We start from the raw sequence: 6,823 nt of genomic DNA on the forward strand, positions 1-6,823 counted from the left end.
CCGGCTCGCGAGCAGCTCCGTGGTTCGCGAACCGTCCTGCGGCAGGTCAGCGCTGGCGCGCCAGGACCATCGCCTTCTTGGGGACGTTCTTGTCGACGGCGTACTTCGCCTTCTTGCCGGGCGTGAGCTGCTCGGCGTAGCCCATCTTGGTCAGGCGCATGAGGACCACCGGACACGCCTTGCAACGAGGCTTGTCCTTGCAGCACTTCTTCTTCGCGGCGACCTTGGGCACCCGGCGAGAGTAGGTGAGCCTTACCTAACTCGCCAAACCTGGTCCACGACCCGGGCGCGCCTCCGGGTCGACAGGAGAGAACACGCCGTCGGCCGCCGGGCCCGAGCGGCGCGTCGTATCCTCTCGACCGGGGTGCGGGCTCAGGCCGGGGAGAGCTCGACCGCGCCCCGGGCGGCGAGGTCGCGGACCTCGGTGTCGGTCCCGCCGAGCGAGTCCGCCTGCTTGAGGTAGAGCTCACGCCCCTCGCCGCTCAGCAGCGCGTCGTGGATCGGCACCGCCACCGGCGGGTTGAGCCTCCGCAGGAACCCGGCCATGTCACGGCTCGCCTGCCAGGGGGCGTTGAGGGGGAACGCGACGACGTCGACCTCCCCCGGGTCGCCGTCGAGGCTGTCGCCGGGGTGGTAGAGGCTCGCCTCGCCGAGCGCACGCAGGACGACGCCGACGTTGGGGATCCGCGGAATGTCGTCGTGGATGAGCGCGTGGGTCTCGCCGACGGGCAGGACCGACACCGACCCGACCTTCGTCGGCTCGGTGCGGACCTCGGCGTCGAGGCCCAGGCCCGAGAGCACCTCGACACTGCCGGGGTCGGCGAGCAGGCGAGCCCTCGGGTTGTGCGTCATGAGGATCGGCAGCCGGCGCTGGTCGAGGTGGTCCGCGTGCTGGTGGGTGACGACGACGGCGGAGAGGTCGCGCAGCCCCTCGAAACCCGGCGTCCACCCACCCGGGTCGATGAGGATCCGCTCCCCGGCGATCTCGACGAGGAGGCACGCGTGCCCGAGGTGCGTGAGTCTCATGCCTTCACCGTATGCCGGTGGCGCGGCGGGAGTGGGGCGGACGAGTCAGTCATAAGCCGGGTTCTGTCACGTGGCCGGTTGCCCGGGTCACGCTGACGGTCATCCATCTCGGACCACTGTTGCCAGGGGCCTCCAGCGCTCTACCCGTGTGCTCGGGCGGGCCGCCCTCGAACGCACACTGTCTGAGCTTGCTCCGGGTGGGGTTTACCTAGCCGGCTCCGTCACCGGAGTCGCTGGTGGTCTCTTACACCACCGTTTCACCCTTGCCGCCCGGCCGGAGCCGGGAGGCGGTCTGTTCTCTGTGGCACTGTCCCGCGGGTCGCCCCGGGTGGCTGTTGGCCACCACCCTGCCCTGTGGAGCCCGGACTTTCCTCGATGCGGTTGCCCGCGTCGCGACCGTCGGACTGACTCGTCCGCACGCACAGCATAGGGGCGGGCGGACGGCATACCGAAAAGACGGCGTATGCCGTCCCTCAAGCGACGACGAACCTCACCTGACCCGTCGCGACGTCGGCCGACTCGAGCCGCACGTCGACGGTCGCTCCGAGCTCGGCCTCGCCGGTGGCCCGGGCGACGACGGGGACGTCGAGGAGCTGGACCTCGAGGCCCTTCTCGTCGCGGTCGACGACGACGGCCGAGAAGCTCTCGCCGACCCTCGGGTGGAGGACGGCGGCCTCGACGGCGTCCGCGCACATGCGCTCGGCCGCGCCCGCTCGCCGGTCGGACTCCTTCATCGTCGCGGGCAGCGTGGGCAGTGCCTCGCGCACCCACGCCGGCACCTCGGCCCCACTGCTGATGGCCTCGCAGATGACGAGACCGAAGCGGTCGACGAGGCGGCGCAGCGGTGCCGTGACGTGCGCGTAGGCGTCGGCGACCGCGGCCTGCTCGACCTGCTCGGGGACGTCGCCGTCGAAGGGCGTGTAGCCGGCACCGCGGAAGAGCGAGGTGGCGTCGTAGATGAGGGCCAGGTGCTTCGGGTTGGTCCGGTCGAGGCTGCGGAGGAAGTCGCCGTAGGACTGCTCGGCGGGCCACGGCGCCCCGAGGGCCTTGGCCTGCCGACGGAAGCGGGCGACGGCGTTGTGCTCGGCCTCGGGCATCGTGCGCAGGATGCCGACGCGTGCGTGCAGCATCATGTCGGCGGCCGCCATGCCGGTGAGGAGCGAGATCTGGGCGTTCCACTCCTCGACGGTGCGCGGGGGCCGGAAGTCGAGCGTGAAGTCGCCGTCCTCGCCGAGGTGGACCTCCTGCTCCGGCATCGGCAGGCTCGCGCCGCCGCGCAGCTGCTCCTGGCGGATTCGCTTCTCCCCGACCTCGCCCAGCAGCACCCACCGCTCGTCGTCGATGCCGGCGTCGACCTGCTCCTGCACCCCGACATAGTCGAACCGCTCGACGGAGCGCACCATCGCGCGGTAGACCTCTGCGCTCGTGCCCTCACCCTCTGCGTCGAGCCGCATGTCCCAGACGAAGGCTGGGCGGACCTCGCCCGGGAGGAGGCTCGCCGCGCCCTCGCTCATGACGGTCGGATGGAGCGGGAGCCGCTTGTCGGGGCAGTAGACGGTCTGCCCCCGGCGACGCGCCTCGGCGTCGATCGCACCACCGGGCGCCACGAAGGCCGGGACGTCGGCGATGGCGTATCGGACGCGGTAGCCGTCACCGTCGCGCTCGAGGTGCATCGCCTGGTCGAGGTCCATCGAGCTCGCCGGGTCCATCGTGAAGAACGGCACCGCCGTCTCGTCGCGCTCGGGCAGGTCGACCGGCGCGGCGGCGACCCTCTCGGCCTCGGCCGTCACCTCCGGCGGGAACTCCTCATCCAGCTCGAGCTCCGCACGGATCGCCGCGAAGCGCGCGAGCAGCGCCTCGCGCACGCTCGCGGAGGTGGTGGCGTCGGTCGGCGGGAGGCTGATCTGGCGCTTGCGCATGCCCGTCAACCTACCCAAGCGCCACCCGCATAGGGTGTCCGCGTGCTCATCCTCCTGCCACCGTCGGAGTCCAAGTCGAACCGGCGCCGGGGCAGGCCGGCCGACCCGTCGACCTGGTCGTTCCCAGAGCTCGCCGAGACCCGAGCCCGCGTCGCCGGACACCTGCGCGACGTGAGCGGCTCCCCCACTGCCACAGCCGATCTCGGCGTCTCACCCGGTCTGGCCGACGAGGTCGCCCGCAACCTCGTCCTCGACTCCGCCCCCGCGACACCCGCCGCCGAGGTCTACACCGGCGTGCTCTACGACGCGCTCGACCTTGCCTCGATGGACCCCGCGGCGCGCCGCCGGGCCAACGCGTGGCTCGTCGTCGTCTCGGCCCTCCACGGCGCCGTGCGACCCAAGGACCGGATCACGGCATACCGGCTGTCGATGGACGTCAACCTGCCCGGTCTCGGACCGGTGGCCTCCGCCTGGCGACCGGTCCTCGACGACGTGCTCGCGCCCGCCGCCGGACGCGAGGTCGTCGTCGACTGCCGAAGCTCGACGTATGCCGTCGCCTGGACTCCCACGGGCGAGGTCGCCGAGCGCTGGGTGCAGGTCCGCGTGCCGGGCGCGAGCCACATGGCGAAGCACACGCGTGGCCTCGTCGCCCGGCACCTCTGCGTGACCGGTCAGCGGGCGCGCACGCCCCAGAGGCTGGCGGAGGTCGTCGGCGAGGCGTTCGACGTCGCACTCGCCCCGCCGGCCCGACGCGGCCGCCCCTGGGTGCTCGACGTCACCGCTCGCTAGGTCGTCCCGCCGGAGGCGACCGGGGTCCAGCGCCGGCCGGGACCACGCCGGAGCAGCCAGGCCCCGCAGCGGGCGAAGGCATCGAGCTCGTTGACGAGCAGGCGCACCACCGCCTGCGCCTCGGCGTCCTCGGAGTGCCGCTCCGACGACGGCACAGCGAACCGCAGGTGGACCTGCGGCCGGGGGCGGGCGGAGGCGGGGTCGGCGACGTCGAGCAGCCGGTCCTCGACGACGTGCGTCTTGGCGAGGATCGCCTCCGCGGCGGGCAGGACGTCCTGCGGCGGCACCCCGGGCCGCACGTCGACGATGTCGACCGTGACGCGGTAGGACGGCATCAGCCCGGGAGCGCTCCGGCCAGTGCCGCCTCGACGTCCTCGACGAGGTCGAGCACCGACTCGAGTCCCACCGAGATGCGGATCGTGCCGTCGGTGATGCCGACCGCCGCCCGAGCCTCCTCGGTGAGCCGCCGGTGGGTCGTCGTCGCCGGGTGGGTGACGAGCGACTTGGCGTCGCCGAGGTTGTTGGAGATGTCGACGAGCTGGAGGGCGTTCATGACCCGGAAGGCGACGTCCTTGCCGCCCTCGACCTCGAAGGTGACGACGGTGCCTCCCCCGGTCATCTGGCGCTTGGCGAGCTCGTGCTGCGGGTGGCTCTCGAGGAACGGGTGGACGACCCGGACGACACCGTGGCGACCCTCGAGGTGGCGAGCGAGTGTGAGCGCGTTGTCGGCCATCTGCCGCACGCGCAGCGCCATGGTCTCGAGGCCCTTGACGAGCACCCACGCGTTGAAGGGTGACATCGCCGGGCCGGTGTGGCGCATGAGGTTCTTCACCGGGCCGTCGACGAACTCCGACGGGCCGAGGACCGCGCCGCCGAGGACGCGTCCCTGTCCGTCGATGTGCTTGGTGGCGGAGTAGACGACGACGTCGGCGCCGTGCTCGAGCGGCCGCGAGAAGACGGGTGTGCCGAAGACGTTGTCGACGACGACCTTGGCCCCGGCTGCGTGGGCGAGACGAGAGACCGCCTCGATGTCGACGAGCTCCTGCATCGGGTTGCTCGGCGTCTCGAAGAAGACGGCTGCCGTCGGCTCGGAGAGCGCCGCCTCCCACTGAGCCAAGTCGGGACCGTCGACGAAGACCGCCTCGACGCCGAACCTCGGGAGGATCTCGTCGATGATGACGAAGCACGAGCCGAAGAGGGCACGCGATGCCACGATCCGGTCGCCCTGACCGCACAGCGCGGCCAGCGCCACCCACACGGCCGACATCCCCGAGGACGTCGCGAAGCACGCCTCTGCCCCCTCGAGCCGGCGCAGCCGCTCCTCGAACATCGAGACCGTGGGGTTGCCGTAGCGGCTGTAGATGAACTTGTCGATCTCGTCCTTGAAGGCTGCCTCGGCCTGTTCGGCGGACTCGTAGACGAACCCCGAGGTGAGGAACATCGCCTCGCTCGTCTCGTCGAAACCGCTGCGGGACAGCCCTCCCCGCACCGCGAGGGTCTCGGGACGGAAGGAGCGCCCGGCCTCGTCGCTCACCTCAGCCCTGCTTCCACGGGAGGCCGGCGACCTTCCACCCGGACACCGTCCGGTGTCCTTCGGCGTCGTGCGGTCCCTCGAACCCCTCGAGGACGTTGTATGCCGGCCCCAGACCCGCGGCCGTCGCCGCCTCCGCGGCCGCGATCGACCGGACGCCGGAGCGGCACACGAAGTAGATCCGGACGCCCTCGCCCACACCGGCCGCGCGGAGGTCGTCGACGAACGCCTCGTTGACGCTGCCGTCGGGGTAGCGCTGCCACTCGACGAGGACCGGGAGGCTCCCGTCCGCGAGCAGCGGCACCCCGACGTAGGACCACTCGGCCCGGGTGCGCACGTCGACGAGGACGGCGTCCTCGGAGGCGGTCACCGCGGCATACGCCTCGGTGGGGGTGACGTCACCGGCATAGGTCATGCGCGTCAGCCTAGGCTCGCGCGGTCCCACGGACGCGGGTCGTTCAGAGACCGGACTCCGGGGTGCGCACCAGGATCCGGCGGCACTCCTCGCAGCGCAGCACCTCGTCCTCGGGAGCCTCCTTGATGGTCCGCAGCTCGACGGGGTTGAGCTCGAGCTGGCACCCGCCGCAGCGACGCTGGCGCAGGGCCGCGGCGCCGGTGCCGCTCGTGGCGCGGATCTTCTCGTAGAGCGCGACGAGGTCGTCGCCGACCTCGGCGACGACGGTGTCGCGCGGAGCGGCGACGGTGCTCTCCTCTGCCCCGAGCTCGGCGAGGCGCTCGTCGCGCGCCGCCTCGAGGGTCGTCAGCCGCTCGGTGAGCTCGGCGCGGCCGCGCTCGAGCTCGGCCACGTCGGACTCGATGGCCTCGGCCCGCTCCATGACCTCGAGCTCGACCTCCTCGAGCTCGCCCTGGCGGCGGGCGAGGGACTCGAGCTCGTGCTGGAGCGCCGTAAGGTCCTTGGCGGTGCCGACGCCGGAGTCCAACCGCTGCTGGTCACGCGTCGCACGGTCGCGGACCTGCTGCACGTCGGCCTCGGCCTTGCGGATCTCGCGCTGGACGTCACCGAGCTCGGTGCGCGACCGGACGAGCTGGTCGTCGAGCAGGCGCGCCTTGCCCTCGAGGTCGGCGATCTCGGCCAGCTGCGGGATGGTGCGGCGCGCGTGGTCGATCTGGGACAGGCGCGTGTCGAGGGCCTGGAGGTCGAGCAGCCTGGACTGGCGGGTCGGATCGGCCTTCACGCGTTACCTCCGAGGTTCTCCGCCCCGACCGTGAAGGTCCACGGGTCGGTGCGCACTGTGCTGATGTCGATGTCCAGCCTAAGGGCAGCCCCGAGCGCGTCCCGCAGCGTCGTCAGCCAGACGGCCTCGCTCGACCAGTGGCCGGCGTCGACGAGGTAGGGCGCTCCCCCGCGCGCCTCCTCGCGAGCCTCGAGCGCCGGGTGGTGGCGCAGGTCGGCGGTGACGTAGACGTCGGCGCCGCTCGCGCGGACCGCGTCGAGCTGGTCGTCGCCGGCGCCTCCGAGGACCGCCACCGTCTCGACCGGCGCGTCGGCCGGGCCCGCGACCCGCAGCCCGCCGGCGGCGGGTGGGAGGACGGCATA

9 protein-coding genes and 1 other RNA gene are annotated in these 6,823 nt (G+C 72.3%); 1 reads left to right on the forward strand and 9 read right to left on the reverse strand.

Annotated features, from left to right (window positions below; all coding sequences use genetic code 11):
* Window positions 1–46: 46 nt before the first annotated feature.
* The 4 genes from N798_RS02620 to N798_RS02630 form a co-directional block, all read right to left on the reverse strand.
* Window positions 47–232 (reverse strand): hypothetical protein, encoded by a 186-nt coding sequence (locus N798_RS02620; protein WP_035946055.1) that lies wholly within the window; start codon window positions 230–232, stop codon window positions 47–49.
* A gap of 140 nt (window positions 233–372) precedes the next feature.
* Window positions 373–1,026 carry an MBL fold metallo-hydrolase gene (locus N798_RS02625; RefSeq protein WP_035946057.1) on the reverse strand — a complete coding sequence of 218 codons (654 nt, stop codon included), beginning with the start codon at window positions 1,024–1,026 and terminating at the stop codon, window positions 373–375.
* A gap of 37 nt (window positions 1,027–1,063) precedes the next feature.
* Window positions 1,064–1,438: RNase P RNA component class A (rnpB, locus tag N798_RS17165), an RNA gene on the reverse strand.
* Between the two features lie 61 nt (window positions 1,439–1,499).
* Window positions 1,500–2,945 carry an RNB domain-containing ribonuclease gene (locus N798_RS02630; protein WP_035946058.1) on the reverse strand — a complete coding sequence of 482 codons (1,446 nt, stop codon included), beginning with the start codon at window positions 2,943–2,945 and terminating at the stop codon, window positions 1,500–1,502.
* 42 nt (window positions 2,946–2,987) lie between these two features.
* Here N798_RS02630 and N798_RS02635 point away from each other — a divergent pair, with 42 nt between their 5' ends.
* Window positions 2,988–3,734 (forward strand): YaaA family protein, encoded by a 747-nt coding sequence (locus N798_RS02635; protein ID WP_035946059.1) that lies wholly within the window; start codon window positions 2,988–2,990, stop codon window positions 3,732–3,734.
* Here the strand turns inward: N798_RS02635 and N798_RS02640 are convergent.
* From N798_RS02640 to N798_RS02660, 5 genes are all read right to left on the reverse strand, one after another.
* A complete protein-coding gene (locus N798_RS02640; RefSeq protein ID WP_035946060.1) occupies window positions 3,731–4,069 on the reverse strand; it encodes a hypothetical protein in 339 nt (112 codons plus the stop codon). The genes N798_RS02635 and N798_RS02640 overlap by 4 nt on opposite strands.
* On the reverse strand, window positions 4,069–5,268 hold the full coding sequence (locus N798_RS02645; protein WP_035946062.1) for an O-succinylhomoserine sulfhydrylase: 1,200 nt from the start codon (window positions 5,266–5,268) through the stop codon (window positions 4,069–4,071). The genes N798_RS02640 and N798_RS02645 overlap by 1 nt, the downstream gene beginning before the upstream one ends.
* 1 nt (window position 5,269) lies before the next feature.
* Window positions 5,270–5,680 (reverse strand): rhodanese-like domain-containing protein, encoded by a 411-nt coding sequence (locus N798_RS02650; protein ID WP_035946064.1) that lies wholly within the window; start codon window positions 5,678–5,680, stop codon window positions 5,270–5,272.
* Between the two features lie 43 nt (window positions 5,681–5,723).
* Complete coding sequence (locus N798_RS02655; protein WP_035946066.1) at window positions 5,724–6,461, reverse strand: zinc ribbon domain-containing protein; 738 nt, start codon at window positions 6,459–6,461, stop codon at window positions 5,724–5,726.
* The coding region (locus N798_RS02660) for a Nif3-like dinuclear metal center hexameric protein (protein ID WP_035946069.1) at window positions 6,458–6,823 on the reverse strand (366 nt) is incomplete at its 5' end. The genes N798_RS02660 and N798_RS02655, both read right to left, overlap by 4 nt.

The sequence above is a fragment of the Knoellia flava TL1 genome (genome assembly GCF_000768675.1).
Classification (GTDB): Bacteria; Actinomycetota; Actinomycetes; order Actinomycetales; family Dermatophilaceae; genus Knoellia; species Knoellia flava.

What these genes read in the sequence shown, in the direction of transcription:
- N798_RS02640 (WP_035946060.1), bottom strand. Translation starts at nt 4,069, where the DNA reads ATGCCGTCCTACCGCGTCACGGTCGACATCGTCGACGTGCGGCCCGGG.
- N798_RS02650 (WP_035946064.1), bottom strand. Translation starts at nt 5,680, where the DNA reads ATGACCTATGCCGGTGACGTCACCCCCACCGAGGCGTATGCCGCGGTG.
- N798_RS02630 (WP_035946058.1), bottom strand. Translation starts at nt 2,945, where the DNA reads ATGCGCAAGCGCCAGATCAGCCTCCCGCCGACCGACGCCACCACCTCC.
- N798_RS02625 (WP_035946057.1), bottom strand. Translation starts at nt 1,026, where the DNA reads ATGAGACTCACGCACCTCGGGCACGCGTGCCTCCTCGTCGAGATCGCC.